The organism is Streptomyces sp. NPDC002004, from assembly GCF_053593975.1.
This window is the reverse complement of the sequence record NZ_JBSFDP010000023.1, coordinates 47,642-71,591: the sequence shown is the minus strand read 5'-3', so window position 1 is coordinate 71,591 and position 23,950 is coordinate 47,642. Positions and strand designations below refer to the sequence as shown.

At 73.2% G+C, this 23,950-nt stretch carries 22 protein-coding genes; 11 read left to right on the top strand and 11 right to left on the bottom strand.

Features of this window, described 5'->3' with window-relative positions; all coding sequences use genetic code 11:
- The first annotated feature begins 7 nt into the window (after window positions 1-7).
- On the top strand, window positions 8-3,196 hold the full coding sequence (locus ACWCP6_RS26825; protein WP_450935122.1) for a cytochrome P450: 3,189 nt from the start codon (window positions 8-10) through the stop codon (window positions 3,194-3,196).
- A gap of 96 nt (window positions 3,197-3,292) precedes the next feature.
- Window positions 3,293-3,841, top strand: a complete 549-nt coding sequence (locus tag ACWCP6_RS26820; RefSeq protein ID WP_450935121.1) for a type 1 glutamine amidotransferase domain-containing protein — start codon at window positions 3,293-3,295, stop codon at window positions 3,839-3,841.
- A 127-nt stretch (window positions 3,842-3,968) separates the two neighbouring features.
- Here ACWCP6_RS26820 and ACWCP6_RS26815 read toward each other — a convergent pair whose 3' ends face one another.
- From ACWCP6_RS26815 to ACWCP6_RS26795, 5 genes are all read right to left on the bottom strand, one after another.
- Window positions 3,969-4,424: a peroxiredoxin gene (locus ACWCP6_RS26815; protein WP_450935120.1), complete on the bottom strand. Its 456-nt coding sequence runs from the start codon at window positions 4,422-4,424 to the stop codon at window positions 3,969-3,971.
- Between the two features lie 131 nt (window positions 4,425-4,555).
- Window positions 4,556-5,575 carry a PHP domain-containing protein gene (locus tag ACWCP6_RS26810; protein ID WP_450935160.1) on the bottom strand — a complete coding sequence of 340 codons (1,020 nt, stop codon included), beginning with the start codon at window positions 5,573-5,575 and terminating at the stop codon, window positions 4,556-4,558.
- A gap of 127 nt (window positions 5,576-5,702) precedes the next feature.
- Complete coding sequence (locus ACWCP6_RS26805; RefSeq protein ID WP_450935119.1) at window positions 5,703-7,046, bottom strand: lactonase family protein; 1,344 nt, start codon at window positions 7,044-7,046, stop codon at window positions 5,703-5,705.
- Window positions 7,043-7,846, bottom strand: a complete 804-nt coding sequence (locus ACWCP6_RS26800; RefSeq protein WP_450935118.1) for an arylamine N-acetyltransferase family protein — start codon at window positions 7,844-7,846, stop codon at window positions 7,043-7,045. Before ACWCP6_RS26800 ends, ACWCP6_RS26805 begins: the two co-directional genes overlap by 4 nt.
- 130 nt (window positions 7,847-7,976) lie before the next feature.
- The gene (locus ACWCP6_RS26795) at window positions 7,977-8,561 is read right to left on the bottom strand and encodes a TMEM165/GDT1 family protein (protein ID WP_450935117.1); all 585 of its coding nucleotides are present in this window, start codon (window positions 8,559-8,561) and stop codon (window positions 7,977-7,979) included.
- 511 nt (window positions 8,562-9,072) lie between these two features.
- Between ACWCP6_RS26795 and ACWCP6_RS26790 the strand changes: the two genes are divergently transcribed.
- The 4 genes from ACWCP6_RS26790 (at window position 9,073) to ACWCP6_RS26775 (ending at window position 12,471) form a co-directional block, all read left to right on the top strand.
- Complete coding sequence (locus ACWCP6_RS26790) at window positions 9,073-9,588, top strand: hypothetical protein (RefSeq protein ID WP_450935116.1); 516 nt, start codon at window positions 9,073-9,075, stop codon at window positions 9,586-9,588.
- Window positions 9,589-9,727: 139 nt separating this feature from the next.
- On the top strand, window positions 9,728-10,576 hold the full coding sequence (locus tag ACWCP6_RS26785) for an alpha/beta fold hydrolase (protein ID WP_450935115.1): 849 nt from the start codon (window positions 9,728-9,730) through the stop codon (window positions 10,574-10,576).
- A gap of 289 nt (window positions 10,577-10,865) precedes the next feature.
- Complete coding sequence (locus ACWCP6_RS26780) at window positions 10,866-11,300, top strand: subtilase-type protease inhibitor (protein ID WP_450935114.1); 435 nt, start codon at window positions 10,866-10,868, stop codon at window positions 11,298-11,300.
- A 286-nt stretch (window positions 11,301-11,586) separates the two neighbouring features.
- Window positions 11,587-12,471, top strand: a complete 885-nt coding sequence (locus ACWCP6_RS26775) for a Gfo/Idh/MocA family protein (RefSeq protein ID WP_450935113.1) — start codon at window positions 11,587-11,589, stop codon at window positions 12,469-12,471.
- Window positions 12,472-12,518: 47 nt separating this feature from the next.
- On the opposite strand, the gene ACWCP6_RS26770 is transcribed toward ACWCP6_RS26775, so the two are convergent.
- Window positions 12,519-13,454: a LysR family transcriptional regulator gene (locus tag ACWCP6_RS26770; RefSeq protein WP_450935112.1), complete on the bottom strand. Its 936-nt coding sequence runs from the start codon at window positions 13,452-13,454 to the stop codon at window positions 12,519-12,521.
- A 183-nt stretch (window positions 13,455-13,637) separates the two neighbouring features.
- Between ACWCP6_RS26770 and ACWCP6_RS26765 the strand changes: the two genes are divergently transcribed.
- Window positions 13,638-14,210: a DUF6817 domain-containing protein gene (locus tag ACWCP6_RS26765; RefSeq protein ID WP_450935111.1), complete on the top strand. Its 573-nt coding sequence runs from the start codon at window positions 13,638-13,640 to the stop codon at window positions 14,208-14,210.
- A 189-nt stretch (window positions 14,211-14,399) separates the two neighbouring features.
- Here the strand turns inward: ACWCP6_RS26765 and ACWCP6_RS26760 are convergent, their stop codons facing one another.
- Window positions 14,400-15,092 carry a hypothetical protein gene (locus tag ACWCP6_RS26760; RefSeq protein WP_450935110.1) on the bottom strand — a complete coding sequence of 231 codons (693 nt, stop codon included), beginning with the start codon at window positions 15,090-15,092 and terminating at the stop codon, window positions 14,400-14,402.
- Between the two features lie 377 nt (window positions 15,093-15,469).
- Between ACWCP6_RS26760 and ACWCP6_RS26755 the strand changes: the two genes are divergently transcribed.
- Window positions 15,470-16,258: a VOC family protein gene (locus ACWCP6_RS26755; protein ID WP_450935109.1), complete on the top strand. Its 789-nt coding sequence runs from the start codon at window positions 15,470-15,472 to the stop codon at window positions 16,256-16,258.
- Window positions 16,259-16,264: 6 nt separating this feature from the next.
- Here ACWCP6_RS26755 and ACWCP6_RS26750 read toward each other — a convergent pair whose 3' ends face one another.
- Both ACWCP6_RS26750 and ACWCP6_RS26745 read right to left on the bottom strand, forming a co-directional pair.
- Complete coding sequence (locus ACWCP6_RS26750) at window positions 16,265-17,647, bottom strand: CAP domain-containing protein (RefSeq protein ID WP_450935108.1); 1,383 nt, start codon at window positions 17,645-17,647, stop codon at window positions 16,265-16,267.
- Window positions 17,648-17,689: 42 nt separating this feature from the next.
- Window positions 17,690-17,851: a hypothetical protein gene (locus ACWCP6_RS26745; protein WP_450935107.1), complete on the bottom strand. Its 162-nt coding sequence runs from the start codon at window positions 17,849-17,851 to the stop codon at window positions 17,690-17,692.
- Between ACWCP6_RS26745 and ACWCP6_RS26740 the strand changes: the two genes are divergently transcribed.
- Window positions 17,850-18,995 carry a permease gene (locus ACWCP6_RS26740; RefSeq protein ID WP_450935106.1) on the top strand — a complete coding sequence of 382 codons (1,146 nt, stop codon included), beginning with the start codon at window positions 17,850-17,852 and terminating at the stop codon, window positions 18,993-18,995. The genes ACWCP6_RS26745 and ACWCP6_RS26740 overlap by 2 nt on opposite strands.
- Window positions 18,996-19,010: 15 nt before the next feature.
- Here ACWCP6_RS26740 and ACWCP6_RS26735 read toward each other — a convergent pair whose 3' ends face one another.
- Both ACWCP6_RS26735 and ACWCP6_RS26730 read right to left on the bottom strand, forming a co-directional pair.
- Window positions 19,011-19,817 carry an HAD-IIA family hydrolase gene (locus tag ACWCP6_RS26735; RefSeq protein ID WP_450935105.1) on the bottom strand — a complete coding sequence of 269 codons (807 nt, stop codon included), beginning with the start codon at window positions 19,815-19,817 and terminating at the stop codon, window positions 19,011-19,013.
- 102 nt (window positions 19,818-19,919) lie between these two features.
- The gene (locus tag ACWCP6_RS26730; RefSeq protein ID WP_450935104.1) at window positions 19,920-20,168 is read right to left on the bottom strand and encodes a hypothetical protein; all 249 of its coding nucleotides are present in this window, start codon (window positions 20,166-20,168) and stop codon (window positions 19,920-19,922) included.
- A gap of 567 nt (window positions 20,169-20,735) precedes the next feature.
- Between ACWCP6_RS26730 and ACWCP6_RS26725 the strand changes: the two genes are divergently transcribed.
- Together ACWCP6_RS26725 and ACWCP6_RS26720 are read left to right on the top strand one after the other, a co-directional pair.
- A complete protein-coding gene (locus tag ACWCP6_RS26725; protein ID WP_450935103.1) occupies window positions 20,736-22,070 on the top strand; it encodes an NAD(P)/FAD-dependent oxidoreductase in 1,335 nt (444 codons plus the stop codon).
- Window positions 22,060-23,937 (top strand): transketolase, encoded by a 1,878-nt coding sequence (locus ACWCP6_RS26720; RefSeq protein WP_450935102.1) that lies wholly within the window; start codon window positions 22,060-22,062, stop codon window positions 23,935-23,937. The genes ACWCP6_RS26725 and ACWCP6_RS26720 overlap by 11 nt, the downstream gene beginning before the upstream one ends.
- Window positions 23,938-23,950 lie beyond the last annotated feature (13 nt).

Below are 23,950 nucleotides of genomic sequence, written 5' to 3'. Positions count from 1 at the left end.
CCGCGCCATGCCCCACACCGCGCTGCTCCCGGACGCCTCGGCCGTCGTTCCGCTGATCGACATCACCGCCACCGGACCGGGTCCCACCCCGCTCCAGCAGGCGATGGAACTCACCCGCCGCCACGGGTCCGCCTTCGTGCGCCGCCTCCACGGCCGCGACGCCCTCTTCGTGAGCGATCTGGACCTGGTCACCGAACTCGCCGACGAGACCCGGTTCGCCAAGCACGTCGGACCGGCCCTGGAGAACGTCCGCGAGTTCACCGCCGACGGCCTGTTCACCGCCTACAACGACGAACCCAACTGGGCCCGGGCCCATGACATCCTGATGCCCGCCTTCGCGCTCGGCTCCATGCGGACGTACCACCCGGTCATGCTGCGCGTGGCCCGCCGGCTCCTGGAGTCCTGGGACCGCGACGCCGCCGCCGGCCACCCCGTGGACGTGCCCGGGGACATGACCCGGATGACGCTCGACACCATCGGCCTCGCCGGCTTCGGCTACGACTTCGGGTCCTTCGGGAGCGCCGAGCCGCATCCCTTCGTCGAGTCCATGGTCCGCTGCCTGGAATGGAGCATGAAGCGGCTCAGCCGCACGCCCGGCGGGGACCACGCGGCCGCGGACGCGGCCTTCCGCGCCGACGCCGGCTACCTGTCGCAGGTCGTCGACGAGGTCATCACGGCCCGCACCGACGCGGCGGACGCCGAAGGCCCCGCCGAGGACCTGCTCGGGCTGATGCTGACCGCCCGCCACCCCGACGGCAGCGCCCTCGACACCGCCAACATCCGCAACCAGGTCATCACGTTCCTCATCGCGGGCCACGAGACCACGTCGGGCGCCATGTCGTTCGCGCTGTACTACCTGGCGAAGCACCCCGTCGCGCTGGAGCTCGTACGGCGCGAGGTGGACGCGCTGTGGGGCGGCGCCGCCGACCCCGAGCCGACGTTCGAGGAGGTGGGCCGGCTCACGTACACCCGGCAGGTCCTCAACGAAGCGCTGAGGCTGTGGCCGACCGCCGCCGCCTTCAGCCGCCAGGCGCGCGAGGACACACTGCTCGGCGGGCGCATCCCGCTGAAGGCGGGGCAGGGCGTGACGGTGCTCACCCCGATGCTGCACCGGCAGCCCGTCTGGGGTGACAACCCCGGACTGTTCGACCCGTCCCGCTTCACCCCGGAGGCGGAGGCCGCGCGCTCGCCGCACGCCTTCAAGCCCTTCGGCACCGGCGAACGCGCTTGCATCGGGCGGCAGTTCGCGCTGCACGAGGCCACCATGCTGCTCGGTCTGATCGTGCACCGCTACCGGCTCAGCGACCACGCCGACTACCGGCTCACGGTCAAGGAGACCCTCACCCTGAAGCCCGACGGCTTCACGCTCGCGCTCGCCCCGCGCACCACCGGCGACCGGACGCACACCCCGCTGCCCGGCGCCGCCGCGCCCCTGTCCTCGGGCCGGAGCGCGAGCACCGACGCGCTGCCCGCCAGGGTCCGGCCCGGCACCGGCCTGCTGCTGCTCCACGGCAGCAACTACGGCACCTGCCGGGGCCTCGCCGAGCAACTCGCGGACGAGGCCGCCGCGCTGGGCTGCGACACCGCCGTCGCCCCGCTCGACTCCGGCACGGACGCTCTTCCCGCCGACCGTCCGGTCGTCGTCGTCGCGGCCTCCTACAACGGCCGCCCCACCGACGACGCCGCGGCCTTCGCTTCCTGGCTGCGCAACGCCCCCGACGGCACCGCCGCCGACGTCACCTACGCCGTCCTCGGCGTCGGCGACCGCAACTGGGCCGCCACCTACCAGCACGTGCCCACCTTCTTCGACGACCGCCTCGCCGAGCTCGGCGCGACCCGGCTCACCGACCGGGCCGCCGCCGACGCGTCCGGCGACATGGGCGGCACCGTACGGGACTTCACGGCCCGGCTGCGCACCGCCCTGCTCGAACGGTACGGCGACCCCGAGGCCACGGACGCCGCACACCCCGCGGACGCCGACGACACGTACGACGTGCGCGAGCTCACCGGCGGCCCGCTCGACGCCGTAGCCGCGCGCCACGGACTGGTGTCCATGAAGGTCACCGACGCGCACGACCTCACGGCTCCCGGGCACCCGCGGACGAAGCGGTTCCTGCGGGTGGAACTGCCCGAGGGCGGCGGCTATCGCACCGGCGACCACCTGACCGTGCTGCCGGTCAACGCCTCCGCGCTCGTCGAGCGGGCCGCCGCGGCGTTCGGCGTCGCACTCGACACCGTGCTGGACATCCGGGCGCGGCGCCCCCGCCGGGACGGCCCGGCCGTCGACCGGCCCCTGACCGTACGCGAACTGCTCAGGCATCACGTCGAGCTGGCGGACCGGCCGACCCCGCGGCAGGTGGCCCTGCTGGCCGCGGCCAACCCCTGCCCGCCGGAGCGGGCCGCGCTCGGCGCGCTCCCCGAGGACGACCCGCGCAGCCTCGTCGAACTCGTCGAGGACCACCCCGCCCTGCGCGGAGCGCTCGACTGGCAGCTGCTGCTCGGGCTGCTGCCGCCGCTGCGGCCCCGCCACTACTCGGTCTCCTCGTCGCCCTCCGTCCGGCCCGGCCACGTCGACCTGATGGTGTCGCTGCTGGAGGGCCCGGCCCGCTCGGGCCGTGGACGCTTCCGGGGCGCGGGTTCCGGCCACCTCGCCGCGGTGCGCCCGGGCGACACGGTCCTGGCGCGCGTCCAGCCGTGCCGCGAGGACTTCCGGATCGCCCATGACACCGACACCCCGGTGATCATGATCGGTGCGGGTACGGGTCTCGCCCCGTTCCGCGGCGCCGTCGCCGACCGCGGTGCGCTCGTCGCGGACGGCGCCGCGCTCGCCCCGGCGCTGCTGTACTTCGGCTGCGACCACCCCGACGGGGACTTCCTGCACGCCGCCGAGCTGCACGCCGCCGAAGCGGCCGGAGCGGTCCGGGTGCGCCCCGCGTTCAGCGACGCGCCCACGGACGGCGTGTCCTTCGTCCAGCACCGGATCGCGGCCGACGCGGACGAGGTCTGGGCGCTCCTCACGGACGGTGCCCGGGTGTACGTGTGCGGCGACGGCGCCCGCATGGCGCCCGGCGTACGGGACGCCTTCCGGACCCTCTTCCGGGACCGCACCCCGGGTGCCGACGCCGGGGCCGCCGAGACCTGGCTCAAGGAGCTGGTCGCGGAGGGGCGCTACGTGGAGGACGTCTACGCGGGCTGAGGACGACCCGGCCTCTTCGGAGGGTGAGAGCGGGGGCCACCGGGGTACCCGGAGCCCGGAACGGCACATACGCGCACGTGAGAAGGGAGCCGTGCCATGCGTATCGCTTTCCTGGTGGCCCCCGATGGTGTCGAACAGGTCGAGCTGACCGAGCCGTGGCGGGGCGTGCGGCAGATCGGCGGCCTGCCCGAACTGATCTCCACCACGTCCGGTCAGATCCGTGCGTTCCACCACCTGGATCCGGCCGGCGGCTTCCCCGTGGACCACGCCCTCGACGCCGTCCGCGTCGCCGAGTACGCCGGCCTGGTGCTGCCCGGCGGCGTCGCCAACCCCGACTTCCTGCGGATGGACAAGCGGGCCGTCGCCTTCACGAAGGGCTTTTTCGCCGCCGGGAAGCCCGTCGCCGCGATCTGCCACGCACCGTGGCTGCTCGTCGAGGCGGATGTCGTACGCGGCCGGACGCTCACCTCGTGGCCCAGCCTGCGCACCGACATCCGCAACGCGGGCGGCACCTGGGTCGACCAGGAGGTGGTGGTCGACCGGGACGGGCCGAACGCGCTGATCACCAGCCGCAGGCCGGCCGACCTGAAGACGTTCTGCGAGGCCGTGCTCGCCGAGTTCGCGTCGGTGCCCGCGACGGCGTAGGGGCGCCACGGCGTCGTGGCCGCAGGCGCAGGCACAGCGGGAGTGGCAGTGGGCCGCAGGGCGGCGCCTTCACCGTCCGGGCCCCGGGCCGTGTCCGGCCGACGCGGGCCCGGGCGGCAGCGGTGGATCAGCCCCGGTGGGCGCGGAGGGTCTCCAGGGCGCGGTCCGCGTGCGCGCTCATCCGGATCTCGCTGCGCACCACATCGAGCACCGTCCGGTCGGTGCCGATCACGAACGTGACCCGCTTCGTGGGTGCCAGCGAGAAGCCACGCTTCACGCCGAACCGGTCACGCACGGTCCCCTCCGGGTCGGAGAGCAGCGGGAAGCCGAACGAGTGGCGGTCGGCGAACTCCTGCTGCTTGTCCACGCCGTCAGCGCTGATGCCCACCGGCTGCGCCCCGACCGCGCGGAACTCCGCGGCGAGGTCGCGGAAGTGGCAGGCCTCGGCGGTGCAGCCGGGGGTCAGCGCGGCCGGGTAGAAGAACAGCACCACGGGGCCGTCCTGGAGCAGCCCCGACAGCGACCGCGGGGTCCCCGTCTCGTCGGGCAGTGTGAAGTCCTCGACCTTGTCACCGGCCTTCATCGTCCGGCCCCTCTCCGCCGTGCGGCACTCCGCGTCCGCGGGTCCGCGACTCCTGATCGATCCCCTGATCGGTCTGCGGCGGATATTACTCGACGGTAAAACGGTGGTGCGCCGTGGTCCCGCCGGGCTCCTCACACCCCCGCACGTGACCAGGCCAGCAGCTCATCGGCCGCCCAGGTGTTGACGACGCGTTCGGCGGGCACCTCGCACTCCTCGGCCCGGGCGCAGCCGATAGCCTGCCAGTCGAGCTGGCCGGGTGCGTGCGCGTCCGTGTCGACGGCGAAGAGGGTGCCCGCCGCGACCGCCCTGCGCAGCAGGCGCCGGGGCGGGTCCAGCCGCTCGGGGCGGCTGTTGATCTCCACGGCGGTGTCCGAATCGGCGCAGGCGGCGAACACCGCGTCGGCGTCGAACGCGGACTCGGGCCGCCGCCCCCGTTCCCCGGTCACCAGCCGGCCCGTGCAGTGGCCGAGCACATTGGCCCGCGGATGCCGCACCGCGTTGATCATGCGCCGGGTCATGCTCGACGCGTCCATGGCCAGCTTGGAGTGCACCGACACGACCACCACGTCGAGCCGGTCCAGCAGCTCCGGCTCCTGGTCGAGGGAGCCGTCGTCGAGGATGTCGCACTCGATACCGGTGAGCAGCCGGAACGGCGCCCACCCGGCGTTGAGTTCGGCGATCACGTCCAGCTGGCGGCGCAACCGCTCCGGGGACAGACCGTTGGCGACGGTCAGCCGGGGAGAGTGGTCGGTGAGCACCGCCCACTCGTGGCCCAGACGCGCCGCGGTCCGCCCCATCACCTCGATGGGGCTGCCGCCGTCGGACCAGTCGGAGTGCAGATGGCAGTCACCGCGCAGCAGGGCCCGCAGCCGCTCGCCGCCCTCGGCCGGGGGCCCGCCGGCCTCCTTCTCGAGCCCTTCCAGATAGGCCGGGACCCGGCCGGCCAGGGCCTCCCGCACGACCTGCCCCGTCTTCGGGCCGACGCCCTTCACATCGGCCCACGAGCCCGCGGCGGCGCGTCGTGAGACCTCCTCCGCGTCCATCGCCTCGATCACTGCCGCGGCCGTGCGGAAGGCCCGCACCCGGTAGGTGGGCGCCATGCTCCGTTCCAGCAGGAACGCGATCCTGTCGAGTGCCTCGACGGGTTCCACCGCGGCCACCTCCTGCGGGACTTGACGGGCACGACGGGGTGCGTGCAACGCCTCCAGCGTCGCGCAGGCGGCGACGGGCCGCATGGCGGACGGTGTGTCCGTGGTACGGGACGGGCGGGCCCGGCCGTTACAGCGGGAGCGTGCACACCGCCATGGGCGCCGCGAACGGCTTGCCCGCGAGCCGCAGTTCACCGCTGACGCGGTCGACGTGGAACACACTGACCGTGCCCGACTTCTGGTTCGCCGCGAACAGCAGCTGCTGCGAGGGCGAGAACGCGATGTGGCGGGGGAAGTCGCCGCCCACTGGCACCGTGTCGAGCAGGCGCAGCCGAGCCCCGCCCGCCTCGACGGCGTACCGGGACAGACTGTTGTGACCGCGGTTGGCGAGATAGGCGAACCGGCCGTCGCGGGTGACGAGCAGCTGCGCCGGATAGTTCGTCCCGGGCCCCGCCCCTGCACCCGTCGGCTGCGGCGCACCGGGTGTGAGGCGGCCGGTCGACGGCTCGTAGGCGCAGACGACGACGGTGTCGTCCACCTCGTCGGCGAGGTAGGCGAAGCGCCCGGACGGGTGAAAGGTGAGGTGGCGCGGCCCGGATCCGGGCCGCAGCCGTGCGCGCGAGACCGGGGCGAGCCGGCCCGTTCCCGTGTCGAGGCGGTAGGTGTACACGGTGTCGGTGCCGAGGTCGACGGCGAGGACGTGGCCGCCGTCCGGTGCGGTGACGATCTGGTGGGCGTGCGGGCCGTCCTGTCCGGGGCCGGGCGGCGGTTCCGAGTGCGTCACGACGTCCGTTCGGCCGCCCGGCGCCCCCGAGCCGCCGATGGGGTGCACGGCGACGCTTCCGGAGAGGTAGTTCGCGCTGAGGAGCCAGCGGCCGCTCGGGTGCACGGACAGATGGCACGGGCCGTCGCCCCCGGTGTCCTCGCTCCCCAGTACCCGCGGCCGCCCCGGTCCCGCGACGGACACGGCGGTCACGGCGCCGGGTGAGCGCTCGTCGACGGCGTAGAGCGTGCGCCCGTCCGGGTGTACCGCGAGGAACGACGGATCCGCCACCCCGGGAAGCGTTCCGGCGCCCGTGATCCGCCCGGTGGCCTCGTCGTACGCGGCGAGCCCGATCCCGCTGCCGCCGCCGTCGACGGAGGTGTAGGTGCCGAGGTACAGGCGCCTGGGGCGGTGCGGATCCCCGGCGTGCCCACGGGGAGGCGTTGCCGTGTCCTCGCCGGGCCGGGAGACGGGCGCGGGAGCCTGCCCCGCGGACGGCCCGATCACCGCACCCGCGGCCACCGCGAACGCCCCGCCGAGCAGCCCGCGCCGCCCCGGCTGCCGCCTCGGCGCCCCGTCCGGACCGGCTCCAGCCCCGGACCGGGGCTCGCCCGCGTCCGCCTCCGCTTCCGGGCTGACCCCTCCCGGGCCGGCTCCCGTGCGGGTTCCGTCTCCTGCGCGCGTCTCGTGCGGACCGGCACCCCTGCTCATCCGCCGCATCCGGGTCGCTGTAGTGGCCGCACCACGGGCACCTCGTCCAGCGTGATCCCGAAGTGCTTGTCGTAGGCGGCGAGGACTTCGGCGTCGGTGGTCAGTTCCGTCTGCTCGCGACGTCCGTCGGCGGCGGTGGTGGTGAGGGTGTGTCCGCTGAGCGTGATGCGGCCGGCTCCGGTGAGCCGGGAGCAGACCAGGGAGCGGGTGAAGTGCGAGTCGGGGGAGGTGCGGTGGTACCAGGCGCCCACCGTGAAGTCGCCCAGTTCTCGGGGGCGTCGGTCGAGCAGATACTCCGGAGCACCGTCCTTGATCACGTCCAGGTCGCCGTGCGGTGCGTCCGTGATCCGGAAGGTGCCGCCGGGGTCGGCCTGGTCACCGCGCTCGTCGAAGGCGAGCGGAGCGTGGCTGTGGGCGCCGAACCCGACGTCGGCGAGCCAGAGCCCGCCGTCCTCGGTGCGGACCCGCAGCGCCATGTGGTCGTACGGAATCCCGGGGCGGCCCTCCGCTCCGTACACCCGGGCCTGGAGCAGGGTCACCTCGAAGCCGAGGGCGGTCAGCAGCGCAGCGAACGCGCCGTTGAGCTCGTAGCAGAAGCCGCCGCGCCGGTCGTCGACCACCTTGGCGACCAGCGCCTCCTCGGTGAGCACGATGTCCTGGCCCAGGTGGATGGACAGGTTCTCGAACGGCACGGCCCGCAGATGGGCGAGATGCAGCTGCCGCAGCGCCTCAGCGGTCGCTGCGGGGGGTCGTTCGACGTCGATGCGGCGCAGGTAGGCCTCGGCCCTGGCGATGTCCATGTGCCCAGTGTGACGGGGGCGCGGTACGGGACGGCGACGATCTTCGGGATTTTCCGTGACCTCGGGTTTCTCCGTGCCGTCCCGCGCGGATCCGGCCGCCCGGAGCCGCCTCCTGCCCCGCGCCGCCGCGTCAGCCCGCGATCGCCTCGTACAGGGACCAGACGGCCAGCCCCAGCATGCACAGGCCGCCGACCCGCTGGACGGTCTTCAACGGGACGCGCTTGGCGATGAAGCGGCCGACGACGAGGGCGAGCGCCGACACGGTCATGAGCGCGGCGGCGGACCCGATCGCCGTGGATGCGATGCCGTTGGTGGCGGCGAGGTTGGCCGTGGTGATCTGCGTCAGGTCACCCCACTCGCTGATGAACACGGCCATGAACGCGGTGGTGTAGACGGGCCAGAAGCCCGTGACGGTCCTGCCCCCGGCCTCGTCCTCGCCGTCGGCGTCCCCGCCGCGCAGCAGCATGAACGCGCCGAACGCGAACAGCGCCGCCGAGATCACCTTCACGGTCCAGTGCGGAAGCAGTCCGATGAGGCCGCCGGCGCCGACGGCGATCGCCACGTGCACGAGGAACGCCGTGGAGGTGCCGAACCAGACGTAGAGGGGTCGCATCCTGGTGCCCATGGCGAGCGACGCGAACATCGTCTTGTCGGGGAGCTCGGCGAGAAAGATCAGCCCGAAGGCGGTGAGGATCGCCAGGGGGTCGAGAGTCATCCGGGTGGCTTGCTTTCTGTGAGGGCCGGACCCAGAGGTCCGTACGCGCCCGGAGAGGCGAGGAGAGGACCACTCGGCCCGGCACGACGGTGACGCCCACGGATGTACGGGTCCACGTCACCGACGTGTACGCCGCCGCCTGCGGGCGCGTCATACCTGGCCGAAGGTCTCGTCCACCACCGCAGCCGTTCCCGGAACGGCTGCCGTGGCCCGGTGGCCGGGTCACCCATCGGATGGTGGGTGGCCAGTGTGTCGACCGACCGGTGTTTCGGGACTACTCCCCTTCGCAGCCACCCATGGTAGCAAGAGGCCTTCCGCGGCCGTCCGGGCGTGCTGCCGGACCGCACGGACCCGCACACAGGGTGAGGGGGTGCTCGCCGGGAGTGTGCCGGGCGGGAGGGCGCACGGAGCGCAGGTGCGGCAGGTGCGGCCGCGGGGAGGAGCCCGGTGCCGCCGTAGGATCGAGGCGGGTCTGCGCCGCACAGGCCCGTCGAACCATCGGGAGGCACTCTTGGCGCACTCGTCTCCGGCAGCTCCCCAGGGAGGGGCCCGCGTTCTGGCGGCCCTGGACGCCCGCCTCGCCGCGGCGCCCGAGGACCTCGGCGGTGCGCTGTGGCGGCTGAGCGAGGACCGCAGACAGCTCGATGCGAACCTGATCCGGCTGCCGCCCGGCGCGTCCGTGGACCCGCACGTGGAACCCGACCTGGACGTCGTCCTCGTCGTCGTGGACGGCGACGGGTACCTCGACGGAGGGGCGGCCCGGGAGCCGCTGAGCCCCGGATCCCTGGCGTGGCTGCCGCAGGGATCGCGGCGCGGGCTGCTCGCCGGGCCCGAGGGGCTGGCGTATCTGACGGTGCATCGGCGACGCCCCGGTCTGCGGATCGGCGGCCGTGCCGTCGAGCAGGAGGGGGGCGAACCGGCCTGTGCTCTGCCCCGCGTCTGCCCGGAGTGCGGGCACCTCGGGGGCGAGCCGGGAGCGAGGTACTGCGGCTGGTGCGGCACGGAGTTCGCCGGCGCGGGCTACTGAGCCGACGGGCGGGGCGCGGGCCCCGCCCGTGACCCCCGGACGGCCGTCCGGTCATGACCCGGGAGGTAATCGACCGTCCCCCGGACTTCTCGGCAGCATGAGGGCACACCACCTCAGCAGCAACGTCCGGGGAGACGACATGCCGTACTTCGACACGACCACCGACGGAACCCGCCTGCACTACATCGACTACGGACCGGCCGACGGTCAGGTCGTCGTCTTCGTCAACAGCGCCTTCTTCGGTACGGAGATGTGGGAGTTCCAGATGCTCCCGCTGGCCCAGGAGGGGTACCGCTGCATCGGGCTGGACCGCCGGGGTCACGGTCGCTCCGACGACGTGTGGCACGGCTTCGACCTGGACACCCTCGCCGGCGACCTGCACGCCCTGCTCGTCCACCTCGATCTGCGCGAGGTCACGCTCGTCGGCCACTCGATCGGCACCGCGGAGATCGTCCGCTGTCTGAGCAGGCACGGCAGTGACCGGGTGACGCGGGTCGCGATCATTGCGGGAATGGTTCCCGGACCGGCCCGTTCGGAGGGCCATCCGGACGGTGTGGACCCCTCCGTGATCGCAGCGGGGAACGAGGAGTTCGGCCGCGACCGCTCGGCGTTCTTCTCCGAGGGTGCGGCGGCGTTCTTCGCCCTCGACCTGCCAGGCAACCACGTCTCGGACCCCTACGTGCAGTACCTCGTCAGGCGCTGCCACGGTGCGACGGCCCGGGCCGCCACGGCGCTCCAGGACCTTCTGGTCACCCTGGACATGGTTCCCGAACTGCGGCGGCTCGATGTTCCGGTGCTCGTCGTGCACGGCACGCACGACGTCTCGGCTCCGATCGACCTGACCGGCCGCCGCACCGCGGAACTCGTGCCCGACGGCACCCTGAGGGTCTACGAGAACGCAGGGCACGGGCTGTTCGTCACCCATGCGGAACAACTCACTGCCGATTTGCGGAAATTCGCGGCAGGGAATGACGCCGAAGGCGTGTGAAGGGGGTGCGTGCGCGGCGGGTGCGGGCCCGTCCGTATACGAACGGGACCCCCTCAATCGGAAGGTTTCAAGCCGTTTGCGGGGCGACCGGAATTCGGCCAGGCGGCATGTGCCCCACCCTCGCACACGCTTGTTTCCAGGGCGGACGCGTTCGAATTCCGTTACTTCACGCCACTGGTTCAATACCCAAGGTTACCGAAACACGTGGGGTCGATGTGTGTTTCCGGTGCGGACTCGGCAGACTCGCGCTCGCCGATCCGGCACACACCTGAGCGGAAGGATGCACACAATGCCGAAAGCCGCCCGCTGGGCCGCTGCCCTCACCCTCGTCGCAGCAGCCGCCAGCGGTCCTCTCAGCGGCACCGCGAACGCCGCGCCCCACCCCGGGCCGGCCGCGCTCTACGCCCCCTCGTCCCTGGTCCTCACCGTGGGCCACGGGGAGACGGCGGCCTCTGCGACTCCCGAACGCGCGGTCACCCTCACCTGTTCGCCGACCGCATCGGGCACCCACCCCGCAGCCAAGGACGCCTGTGCCGAACTGATCGGCGTCAACGGCGACCTGGACGCGCTCGCTACCGGAAGCGGGGGCCTGTGCACCCGTCAGTACGCCCCGGTCGTGGTGACCGTGCAGGGCGTGTGGAGGGGAACGCGCGTCACCTACGAGCGCACCTTCGCGAACGACTGCATCAAGGACTCCTTCAACTCCGTTCTCTACTCCTTCTGAGGAACTTCTCCTTCTGAGGGGCCGACACCGTCCTTCGGAGGGGTCCGAGACGGCCGACGGACTTCAGGTCACTCCACGCCGACGTCCTGAAGTCCTGAGGTCCCGTGGGGGAAGCGGTGGCCCTCGTCATCACGCGGGGGGTCACCCATCGACCGGCCGGGCGCCTTGGGCACGCCCGGCCGGTCGCTTTTTCATGCACTCCTTCTCCCTGGATTCTTCCCTGCCCTCCCTCCCTTCCATGCCTGTTGTGCCGCCGGAGTCATCGCGGGTGGGGAGACTGGGCGGCATGACCAAGCTGCGCACAGGACTTCTCGGTACCGGCCCCTGGGCCGCCGGCACCCAGGCCCCCGCACTCGCCGCCCACCCCGACGTCGAGTTCACCGGCGTGTGGGGGCGCCGCCCGGAGGCGGCCGCGGCGCTCGCGGCGGCCCACGGCGTGACCGCGTACGACGACGCGGACGCCCTCATCGAGGCGAGCGACGCCGTCGCGTTCGCCCTGCCGCCGGATGTGCAGGCGCCGCTCGCGGCCCGGGCGGCCGCGGCGGGACGGCATCTGCTGCTGGACAAGCCCGTGGCGACGACCGTCGCCGCCGCACGCGAGATCGTGACGGCCGCCGAGCGGACGGGCGTCGCGTCGATCGTCTTCTGCACGCTCCGGTTCGCCGCGGTCACGGCGCCCTGGGTCGCGGAGCAGGCCGCGGCGGGCGGCTGGCTCACGGCCCACGCCCAGTGGCTCGGCTCCCTCTACGCGGCGGACTCCACGAGTCCGTACGCGGCTTCGCCCTGGCGGGGCGAGAAGGGCGGGCTGTGGGACGTCGGCCCGCATGCCCTGTCCGTCCTGCTGCCGGTGCTCGGTGATGTCACCGCCGTGACGGCACTGCGCGGCCCGGCGGACACCGTGCACCTGGTGCTGCGGCACACGTCAGGGGCGTCGAGCACGGCCACCCTCGGCCTGAGCGCGCCGCGGGCGGCGGCCGGTGCGTCGGTCGAACTGGCGGGGGAGCGGGGAAGGGTGGTCATGCCCGTGGGCGGTGACGCCGTCGGTGCGTTCCGGTCCGCGGTCGACGCGCTGGCAGGGGCGGTACGGGCCGGGGACGCGCACGCCTGCGACGCGCGGTTCGGACTGCGCGTCACGGAGATCCTCGCCGAGGCCGAGGAGCGTCTGGCGTGACCGGCCCGCCCCGTAGCCGTTTCGTCCAGGACCGGTACCGGCGGTGATCAACGCCCGGCTTCGAGCCCGTCGCCCGCGGCCCCCGAGGTCGCGGACCAGCGCACCAGGCTGCCGGCGACGGTGTCGGCGAAGGCTCTGGCGAGCGGGGACAACGCGTCCCAGCGGCGTACGGCCCAGCCGACCGGCAGCGGTGGCAGCGCCGGAATGGGCAGCAGGCGCAGCGGCCCGCCGCCGGATGCCGGCCGGCCGGGCAGGTCGGGTACGACGGTGTGGCCCAGGCCGAGTTCGGCGAGCAGCATGGCGGTGTCCCAGTCGGCGACGCTCGTGTCCGAGTCGGCGCGGATGCCCAGGTCGACGAAGGCCGTCTCCAGATGGGCGCCGGACGTGGAGTTCGGGGGCAGTCGCACGAGGCGGATGTCCATGAGGTCGGACACCTCGATGTGCGCCCGGTCGGCGAGCGGGTCGTCGGCCCGTACGGCCAGCACCCAGGGCAGCTCGACGACGGTGCGTTGTTCGATGCCGCGCACCGGGCCGCCGATGGTGATCCAGGCCAGGTCCGGGTCGCCCGCGAGGAGTGAGTCGAGACAGCTGCGGCTCGAGGCCTCGGTCCGGAACTCGAGGCTCACCCCGGGGTACCGGCGGCGGAAGGACACGATCGCCTCGGCCATGAAGTGCCGCACGGTCGTCCCGCCGGTCGCGATCCGCACCGAGCCGCTCTCGCCGCTCTCCAGATCCCCGAGCCGGCGCAGCGCACAGTCGAGCCCCGCGATCCCCTCGGCGGCGGCATCGCACAGGATGCGCCCCGCCGCGGTGGGCACGACGCCGCGCGGCTGGCGCTCCAGCAGGCTCATGCCGGTCTCCCGCTCCAGCCGCTTCACGTGCTGGCTCACGGCCGACTGCGTGCAGGACAGTTCCCGGGCCACGGCGCTGAGGCTGCCCGCCCGGCACACGGCGACGAACACCCGCAGGTCGTCAAGGGTCACAAGGATCCAAGCTACACCTTGGGTCGGGCGAGAAATCCCCAGGATTGACTGGGGTGTTCATCCGGCTCGATGATCGTCGCAGGGCCCAGGCGGCAACCCGTCCGGCACCTTCGCGAGGATCCGGACCGGGCGAAGGCGGCGGACGGGTGCCGACCGCACCCCCACCGAAAGGACATGGACGCCGTGCCTGTTCCCCCTGATGCGACCGACCGGGCCGTCGCCGTCCTGCGCGGACTCGGCGCCGAGGACATCACCCATCCCGGCGGCACGCTGCTCACCCACCTCCTGCGTGTACAGGACCTGCTCGGCACCTGGAAGGCGCGTCCCGCCCTCCGGCTCGCGGGCCTGTGCCACGCGTTCTACGGCACCGACGGCTTCCCCACGGCGCTGCTGTCGCTCGACCGCCGTGCGGAACTCGCCGCGCTGGTCGGCGCCGAGGCCGAAGCCCTCGTGTACCTCTACGCCTCGTGCGACCGCGCGGCCACCTACCCGTCGCTCACCCGGGCCGACGTGGTCTTCCACGACCGGTTCACCGGCCGCACGCACAGTCCGGCACCGCAGCAGTGCCGGGACTTCGCGGAGCTGACCGCCGCCAACGAACTCGACCTGGCCCGCACCGACCCCGCCTTCCGCGAGAAGTGGGGTGCGGAGCTGCTCGCCCTGTTCACCCGCCTCCGGGAGCTGCTCACCTCCGACGCGCGGCTCGCCTGTCACACGGTGCTCGCCGCACCGCCGCACCCGCCTCCCCGCGCATGAACGGGGCACACCGGTCCGTATCCGCCCACCGGCCTCCGGTCGCACCGTGGTTGATCGGCCGGCGCGCGAGGGTGGTACGGCCGGGCGCCCTGGGCACGCCCGGCCGGTCGTGTGCGGTGGCGACAGCGACCACGGCGACCACGGCTGCCATCCTCGTCCGACGGTGTCTCAGGCGAGCGGACCCGTCTGTCAGCTGTCGGCAGGGGTGGAGTAGAAGACGGACTTCTGCTGCTTCGTGCGGTGCACATGTCCCTTGGCGACCAGGGCCTCGAGGGTGTTGCGGACCACGGTGGGCTGGATCCTGCGCTCGGGGTGGGCCTCGGTGAGTGCGGAGGTCACTTCGGCCGCGGACCGCGGTTCGGACTGGCCGCCGAGGACACCGCTGACCAGCTCGCGCAGGGTGGGGGTGCCGGCGGAGCGGGGCCGGGGGGCGCGGCCCTCAGGTGCTTCCGGCTTCTTGGCCCTGGCCGCCTTGCTCCTGCCCTTGGTGGTCCTGGTGCCGTTGGCCTCCTGCGGCTTGCGGGCCTTGGGCAGTGCGGCCGCGGACTCGGAGGCGGAGGAGGTGGCGGTGTCCGTGGCCTCCGCCTCGGTGCTGCCCTGAGCGGTGTCCTCGGTCCTGCTCGCCGCGGTGCCCTCGGACTGGGCGACGGTCTCGGTCGTGGCCTCCGACCGATCCCCGGCCGGGGCTTCACCGGTGAGGGCCTGCCGCATGCTCTCCAGCAGTGCATGGTCGTGCCGCAGTGTCCGCAGCTGTTCCTGAAGGGCGATCAGCTCGGCGCCGATGCGTTCCTGATCCTTCGCGTTGCGCTCCAGATCGGTGGTGACCTGGGAGACGTACTGCGATTTGAGGTTGGTGGTGTCGGGGAGGTCGTTGTCCGGCATGGCAACTCTCTTTCACGTCCGCGTGGTGCGTATGGGTGGTTGGTGCCGGATCGTACTCACATCGAGCGGCGGCCGCCTCACCTCAGCACTTTCCCTGTTGTTCACCGCAACCGGAAGTACTCCCATCGAGTGGAGTCTCACCCTCCAGTTGAGGGTGAGACAAAGCGTCACCGAGGAGGCGAAGGATCGGACCGTACCGCTCGCGGGGTGAATCCGATACCGAATGGGTGCGATGGGCGGCCCGGGCGCCGGTGTTTCCGGAATCGTGGTGCGCATGCGGCCGGGTCCGGCCCCCGGCGGTGCATGTGCCGGCGGGCGTGGCACACACCTCGGTCCCCGGCCCGGAGCGATCCCCAGAGAGGCAGGGCACACCCACGATGCTCACCACCGACTTCACGACCGGCTCACCCAACTGGATCGACCTAGGCAGCCCGGACCCCAAGACGGCTGCCACCTTCTACGGCAATGTCTTCGGCTGGTCGTTCCAGTCGGCGGGCCCCGACGCCGGTGGCTACGGCTTCTTCCAGAAGGACGGCGAGACGGTCGCCGCGGTCGGTCCGCTCACGGAGGAGGGAGCGACGTCGGCCTGGACCGTGTACTTCCAGACCCCCGACGCGAACGCCACCGCCGAGGCCGTCCAGAAGGGCGGCGGAAGCGTGCGGCTCGAGCCCATGGACGTGATGGAGGCCGGACGCATGGCCTGCTTCACGGACCCGGGCGGCGCGGACTTCGCGGTCTGGCAGCCCGCGGCGGTGCGAGGCCTCGGGAAGGCGTCGGAGTCCAACGCGCTGGTGTGGGCCGAACTGCACAGCAAGGACCCCGCCGCGGCCATGTCCTTCTACCGCTCCCTGTTCGGCTGGCGCTCCCAGGTCATGGAGATGCCCGGGATGAGCTACACCGTGCTCTCCACGGCCGAGGGCGACCAGGAGGACGCGAGCTTCGGCGGGCTCGTCGGGCTCCAGGACCCGGCGGAGAAGACGCGCTGGATGCCGTACTTCGCGGTCGACGACGCCGACGACATCGCCGCCAAGGCGCAGAGCGGTGGTGGCACCGTCCTGATGCCCGCGTCCGACGTCCCCGACGTCGGCAGGATCGCCTGGCTCGCCGACCCCTTCGGAGCCCCCTTCGCCGTCCTCAAGCCCGAGCCGCGTCGGCCCGCGGCCTGAGCGCGGTCACCCGCCGAAGAGCTGCGTCCAGTACGTCCCCGCCCGGCCACCCCCGGCGAGGCCGATGCCCACATGGGTGAAGCCGCGGCCGAGGATGTTGGCCCGGTGGCCGGGGCTGTTCAACCAGCCCTCGACGACCTCGGCGGGGGAGCGCTGGCCGCAGGCGATGTTCTCGCCGACCGTGCGGTGCCCGCTGCCCGCCCCGGCGGCCCGGTCCCAGGGTTCACCGCCCTCGGGCGAGGTGTGTGCGTAGAAGTCGCGCGCCACCATGTCCGAACTGTGGCCCTGGGCCGCCGTGGTGAGCAGGGGATCGGCGGTCAGGGGCCGCAGCCCGGCGGCGGCTCGCGCGGCGTTGGTGAGGGTGACCACCTCGGCGCGGGTGCCGGCCAGTCCCCGCGCGGTGAGGGGCACCGTCCACACGGCCGTCCAGTACATCCCGCCCCGCCCGGACCCGTGCCCGTGAGGGCCGCCCCCGCTCGCGCAGGCCACCCCGACATGCGCGAACGCGGGATCCCGCAGAGTGTGCGCCGCATCCTCCGAGGACAGGCAGTACTCCACGAACCCGTCATGGGTGCGTGGGCCGGAGACGAGGTGTTCGCCGACCGTGAGGTAGGTGTAGCCGCCGGCGGTGATGCGCTGGAACACCGAGGTCCCGTCCGGCCCTTCGGGCCCGAGCCGGTCCTGTCCGGCCATGGCGTCGGCGTGGGCCTGTGCGGCGGTCATCAGCCGCGGATCCGGCGCGACGGGCGGGGAACCCGCCGCACGGCGAGCGGCGTTGACCAGGCGTACGAAGCCGTCCGCGGGGACCGTCCCGGGAGGGGACGGCACGACGCTCGCTCCGGGCGCCGTCGACACCGTCCGAGCCGCCCGGGCCTGCGGCGGCGCCGTGGGGCCGGGCCGGACGGCGTCCTCCTGCACCTCGACACCGAAGTCCCGCGCCACACCCGCCAGCCCGTCGGCGTACCCCTGGCCCAGCGCCCGTATCTTCCACAGCGGTCCACGACGGTAGATCTCGGCGAGCAGCAGCGCCGTCTCCCGCTGGGGGCGGGGCGGCGTGAAGCGGGCCAGCGGCCGTCCGTCACGGCCGGAGTCGACGTGCAGGACGGGCGCGGGCAGCCGCCCCGGCGGTGTCCCGGGCTGCGCGGGGCTGACCACCACCGTGACCCGGGCCGCCCCGGCGCGCAGCGCGGCCGGGTCCACGTCGAGCACCCTGCCCCGCAGCCGCACACCGGGCGCCGCGGGCTGGTTGTAGAACACGAAGTCGCCGTCCGACCGCACCTTTCCGCCGTCGTCCGTGATCAGTGCCGAGACGTCGAAGGGCCCGCCGACCCGGATGGTGAGCACCCCCTCCGGAAGAGGCAGATTGCCCCCCGGAACCAACTCGCTCATCGGCACACCCCCGTACACCCGACCGGTCCGGCCATCCGCCCATCACAACGTCCCGGCACCCCGGCGGAGTTCCGGACGGGCCCGTACGGCGTAGCGGCGGGGACCGTCGGTGATGTCGCCCGGCGAGCCGGGCGCCGTGCGGGGGATAGTCGTCGCCAGTGGGTACAGCGTGGCCGTGCCCGGGCGGAGAGGACGGACGAGCATGCACGCGATCCTGCACGCACTGTCCATCACCGGGGCGATGACCTGGGAGATCACCTGGGCGTTGATCCTCGGGTTCGCGCTGTCGGCGGTGGTCCAGGCGGTGGTGCGCCGGGCGACCGTCGTACGGATGCTGGGGGACGACCGGCCCCGCACCCTCGCGGTCGCCATGGGACTCGGGGCGGCGTCCTCGTCGTGTTCGTACGCCGCCGTGGCGCTGGCGCGCTCCCTCTTCCGCAAGGGGGCCGACTTCACCGCTGCCATGGCCTTCGAGATCGCCTCGACGAACCTCGTGATCGAACTCGGCGTGATCCTGGCGCTGCTGATGGGCTGGCAGTTCACCCTCGCCGAGTTCGTGGGCGGCCCGGTGATGATCGCCCTGGTGGCGGTGTTCTTCCGGACCGTGCTGCGCGGGAGCGTGCTGAGGGAGGCGCGCGAGCAGGCGGACCGCGGCCTCGCCGGCTCCATGGAGGGGCACGCGGCGATGGACATGTCGGTGCGGCGCGAGGGGACCTTCGCCCGGCGCCTGTTCTCCCCCGAGGGGTTCACCTCCGTGTCCCACGTGTTCGTCATGGAGTGGGCGGCGATCCTCCGGGACCTGGTGGCGGGGCTGCTCATCGCGGGCGCCATCGCCGCCTGGGTGCCCGACGCCTTCTGGCAGGGCCTGTTCCTCGAGGGCCACCCGCTGGCCGCCAAGGTCATCGGACCGCTGCTGGGACCGCTCGTGGCGATCGCCTCGTTCGTGTGCTCCATCGGCAACGTGCCGCTGGCGGTGGTGCTGTGGAAGGGCGGCATCAGCTTCGGCGGTGTGGTCGCCTTCATCTTCGCCGACCTGCTGATCCTGCCGATCCTCAACATCTACCGGAAGTACTACGGCCCCCGGATGGCCGTCCGTATCCTCGTCGTCTTCTACGCCGCGATGGCACTCGCCGGATACGTCGTCGAGATCGTCTTCGGTGCCCTCGGCCTCATCCCCGACCAGCAGCAGGCACGCATCCCCATGGAGGGCGTGACCCTGAACTACACGACCTGGCTGAACATCGCCTTCCTGCTGCTCGCAGCCACGCTGGTCTGGCGGTTCCTGCGCACCGGCGGCCGCACGATGCTCCGGATGATGGGCGGCGCACCGCAGGCACAGGAGGGATAGGCACGCACGCCGGGCTCATCCGCCCGCGGCGAGGCGTTCCAGCAGCTCCGGCAGACCGGCGAAGGAGTCGAGCACGTGATCGGGGTGCCCGCTCGCGGACTCCAGCGTCCCTGGCCGGTACTTGCCCGTCCTGACGAGCACGCCGGTGATCCCGCTGCGCTGTGCGGCGAGGACGTCGGACTCCACGTCGTCGCCGATCATCACGGCGTCCGCGGGGGGCGCGCCCAGCCGGGCGAGGGCGGTCGCGAAGAACGCGGGGGACGGCTTGCCCGTGATCTCGGCCTCGACACCGGCCGCGCGTTCCAGACCGAGGAGGAACGCGCCGACGTCCAGTTGGAGGCCGTCCTCGGTGCGCCAGTTCAGGTTGCGGTGCATGGCGACGAGGCGGGCGCCGTGCTGGAGGTGGGCGTAGAGGAGGTTGAGCGCCCGGTAGTCGAACTCCGGTCCGGCGCCGCCGAGCACGACGACGTCGGGCACCGGTCCCGAGCCCGTGGCGCCGAGGTCCACGAGGTCCGTCCCGGCCAGGTCCTCGCCGATGTCCCCGCTGTTGAGCAGCGCGCACCGGGCACCGGGGTACCGGTCGCCGAGATACGCGGCGGTGACGGCCGGCGCGGTGAGGATGTCGTCGGCCGTCACCGGGAATCCCGCCTCGCCGAGAGTCCCGGCGAGGGATGCGCGGGTGCGCGAGGTCGTGTTGGTGACCAGCGCGACGGCGAACCCGGCGTCACGGATCCGGTGCAGCGCCTCGACCGTGCCCGGCAACGGCTTCCACGACACCGTGAGGACGCCGTCGATGTCGATGAGGACTGCCCGCACGGTCATGACCGGAGCCTCGCACACGCTTCCGCGCGGCGCCGGACACCGCGACGGGGCGCACCCCGCCGCCCGGCGCCGTGCAGGCCGGAGTCGAGGGACGGTGGCCGGTCAGAGGGGCTGGTGTCCGCGACCGTGGTATCCGCCGATGCCCTCGTCGTCGGTCGCGTCGGGGTCGTACGACGCGTCCTCGGCGGCCTTCGGATCGGTGGTGTGGATGCGGCGCTCCTCCAGCAGCCGCTCCCGGGCCCTGCCCGCCTTGTGCGTGGGGGACGGCGCACCGGCGTCCGTGCCCAGCGGCTCGGACCCCTTCCGGGCCTTGTCCTCCGTCTGGTGCTTCAGCTTGTCGAAGATCCCCATCGCCGGACTCCCTTCGGGAGCGGAGGTGTGCCGCCTGCGGCCACGAGCAGAACGAACCACGCACACCACTCCCCACCGTATCCGCGCCCGAGCCCGGGCGCCCGTCCTGATTCCGCGGAGGTCGTGCACAGCCGGGACAGGCCTCCGGCATGGGTGCGGGCCGGCTCCGGCGGGGCCCGGCCGCCGGGCGGCCCACGCGCGCCGCACGGACCGGCCGTGGGCCAGGAGCCCCGCGGCCGCGGCCTCCACATCGGCGACTGCATGGCCCGGCTCGGGCCCGGCGCGGCCGTCCACGCCGTCCTCGTCCTCCCCGGGTGGTCGGGGCCGAGCACACTCCCGGCTCACATGGCGTGTCCGGCTCCCGGCGAGTACGCATGGAGGCAGGGCACATCACACCCCCGTCGGGGCCACTGCCCGGCGGTGGACGTTTGGGTGCCGTCGCACAGGGCACGCGGAGAACCGCGTACCGGTGACCGTGCCGTGCCTGTGCCCGCCGTGCGACCCCACGGGGCCGGCGGACACCCGGGCGGCGCGCGTCCACCGCCCCCGACTCGCCGGAGGCGCACTGTGAGCCGATCCCGCGTCGTGGTCGTCGGAGCCGGGTTCGCCGGCTACCGCGCGGCCCGCACCCTGTCCCGGCACTACCGGGACGCCGTCGACATCACCCTGCTCAACCCGACGGACCACTTCCTCTACCTCCCGCTGCTGCCCGAAGTGGCCACCGGCGTCCTCGAACCGCGCCGGATCGCCGTGTCCCTGATGGACACGCTGCCGCACGTGCGACTGGAGCTCGGCGAGGCCGACTCCGTCGACCTGGACGCACGCGTCGTCCACGCCACCGGACCCGAGGGAGCCCCCTTCGCGCTGCCCTACGAACGGCTCGTCATCGCCGTCGGCAGCGTCAACAAACTGCTGCCGATCCCCGGCGTCGCCGAGCACGCCCACGGCTTCCGGGGCCTGCCCGAAGCGCTGTACCTGCGTGACCACGTCACCCGGCAGATGGAGCTCGCTGCGGCCGCCGACGACCCGGCCGAGCGCGCCGCCCGCCGCACCTTCGTCGTCGTCGGCGCGGGCTACACCGGCACCGAGGTCGCCGCGCAGGGGCAGCTGTTCACCGACCAGCTCGGCCGCGGACGCGGTCCGCTGCCGGGGCCGCCGCCGCGCTGGCTGCTCGTCGACATCGCCGACCGTGTCCTGCCCGAACTGGACGAACACCTCTCCCGCACCGCCGACCGGGTGCTGCGCCGGCGCGGCGTCGACGTACGCACCCGCACCTCCGTCAAGGAGGCCACGTCCCAGGGAGTGCTGCTCGACGACGGGGAGTCCGTCGACACCCGGACCCTGGTGTGGTGCGTCGGAGTACGCCCCGACCCCCTGGTGGAGAGCTTCGGCCTGCCCCTGGAACGCGGGCGGCTGCTCGTCGACCCGTATCTCACCGTGCCCGGCCACCCCGAGGTGTTCGCCTGCGGCGACTCGGCCGCCGTACCCGACCTGGAGAAGCCGGGGTCGTACACGCCGATGACCGCCCAGCACGCCTGGCGGCAGGGCCGGATCGCCGCACTCAACCTCGCCGCGTCCCTCGGCCGCGGCACCCGCCGCCCCTACCGTCACCGCGACCTCGGCTTCACCGTCGACCTCGGTGACGCACAGGGTGCGGCCAACCCCCTGGGCGTGCCGCTGTCCGGGCCGCTCGCCGCCGCCGTCACCCGCGGCTATCACCTGGCCGCGATGCCCGCCAACCGCGTCCGGGTCGCCGCCGACTGGCTGCTGAACGCGGTGCTGCCGCGCCAGGCAGTCCAGCTCGGCCTCGTCGGCCCGGCCTCCGTACCCCTGGACACGGCATCCCCCGAACTCGCCCGGCTGCCGGGCGACCCGAGGAAGGAGCCACCTCGTGACGACTGACCAGACCACCCGGGAACTGAACGCCCTGGCGCAGCAGCTGCGCGTCGACAGTGTCCGCTCGGCCGCGGCGGCCGGATCCGGACACCCCACCTCCTCGATGTCCGCCGCCGATCTGATGGCGGTCCTCCTCGCCCGTCATCTGCGCTACGACTTCGAGCGGCCCGGGCACCCCGGCAACGACCGCTTCATCCTCTCCAAGGGCCATGCCTCACCGCTGCTGTACGCCGCGTACAAGGCGGCCGGAGCGATCAACGACACCGAACTGCTCACCTTCCGCAGGCAGGGCAGCCGGCTGGAGGGCCACCCGACGCCGCAGCGGCTCCCCTGGGTCGAGGTCGCCACCGGTTCACTCGGCCAGGGACTGCCGGTCGGCGTGGGCATGGCACTGACCGGCAAACGGCTCGACCGGATCGACTACCGGGTGTGGGTGCTGTGCGGGGACAGCGAGATGGCCGAGGGATCGGTGTGGGAGGCCGCCGAGCACGCCGGGTTCGAGCGCCTGGACAACCTCACGGTGATCGTCGACGTGAACCGGCTCGGCCAACGCGGCCCCACCCGGCACGGCCACGACCTCGGCGCGTACGCCCGGCGCTTCGAGGCCTTCGGCTGGCACACCGTCGAGATCGACGGGCACGACGTGCAGGCGGTCGACCGCGCCTACGCCGAGGCCGGTTCGACCTCCGGGAAGCCCACCGCGATCCTCGCCCGCACCCTCAAGGGCAAGGGCGTCAAAAGCGTCGAGGACCAGGAAGGGCACCACGGCAAACCGCTCCCCGACCCGGACCAGGCCGTCGCCGAACTCGGCGGCGTCCACGACATCCGCGTCGAGGTGCGCCAGCCGCCGCCCGCCCGCACGGTGCACGTGATGCGCGGGGGGCACCCGGACCTGCCGCGCTACACCGTCGGCGACAGCGCCGCGACCCGCGACGCGTACGGCAGGGCCCTCGCCGCGCTCGGCACCGTCCGCGGGGACGTGGTCGCCCTGGACGGCGAGGTCGGCGACTCGACGCGCGCCGAGTTCTTCGCCGAGGAACACCCCGAGCGCTATTTCGAGTTCTACATCGCCGAACAGCAGCTCGTGGCCGGAGCCGTCGGTATGGCGGCGCGCGGCTGGGTGCCCTACGCGTCGACGTTCGCCGCCTTCCTGACCCGCGCCCACGACTTCATCCGGATGGCCGCCGTCAGCGGTGTCGGCATCAACCTGGTCGGCTCGCACGCGGGCGTCGCCATCGGCCAGGACGGGCCGTCGCAGATGGGCCTCGAGGACCTCGCGATGCTCCGCGGCATCCACGGCTCGACTGTGCTGTACCCCTGCGACGCCCACCAGACGGCCTGCCTCGTCGCCGCCATGTCCGACCTGCACGGCATCCGCTATCTGCGGACCACCCGCGGTGCCACGCCCGTCGTCTACGGGCCCGGGGAGGAGTTCCCGATCGGCGGCAGCAAGGTGCTGCGTGCCTCCGACGAGGACAGGGTGACCATCGTCGCCGCCGGCGTCACCGTCCACGAAGCCCTCGCGGCGGCCGACCTGCTGGCCCGCGAGGGCATCCACGCCCGGGTCATCGACCTGTACTCGGTGAAGCCCGTGGACCGCCGCACCCTCCACGACGCCGCCGAGCGCACCGGGTGCCTGCTCACCGTCGAGGACCACCACCCGGAGGGCGGCCTCGGGGACGCGGTGCTCGACGCCTTCGTCGACGGCCGTCCCGTACCCCGGCTGATGCGCCTGGCGGTGCGTACGATGCCGGGCTCGGCGACGCCCGACGAGCAGCTGCATGCCGCGGGCATCGACGCCGACTCCATCGCATCGGCGGTACGGCTGCTGACCGCGCATCACACGGCCCGGCACCCGGAGAACGCACGATGAGCGGTGCCGCGAC